This is a genomic window from Bradyrhizobium sp. Kon58, from assembly GCF_055807455.1.
The window spans coordinates 1-307 of record NZ_JBVVOT010000308.1 but is presented as its reverse complement, the minus strand read 5'-3'; the positions used below and the strand labels follow the sequence as shown (position 1 = coordinate 307).

1 pseudogene is annotated in these 307 nt (G+C 59.9%); it reads left to right on the top strand.

The window, feature by feature from the left end:
- Nucleotides 1-307, top strand: a pseudogene (locus tag AC0L20_RS40575) (hypothetical protein); the annotation flags it as partial.

Below are 307 nucleotides of genomic sequence, written 5' to 3'. Positions count from 1 at the left end.
CTTCATCTTCCTGGGCTGCTCGGCAGCGATCTGGGGCGGCTGGCTGGAACATGCCGGGCCACGCAAGGCCGGCGTTGTATCGGCACTGTGCTGGTGCGGCGGCCTGTTGATCTCGGCATTGGGTATCTATACCCACCAGATCTGGCTGATGTGGATCGGCTCCGGCGTCATTGGCGGTATTGGCCTGGGTCTGGGTTATATCTCGCCGGTATCGACGCTGATCAAGTGGTTCCCGGACAAGCGCGGCATGACCCATCTCTTCGATCCCTACGACTACAAAGAAGAAATTCGCCAGATTGCCCGCGAC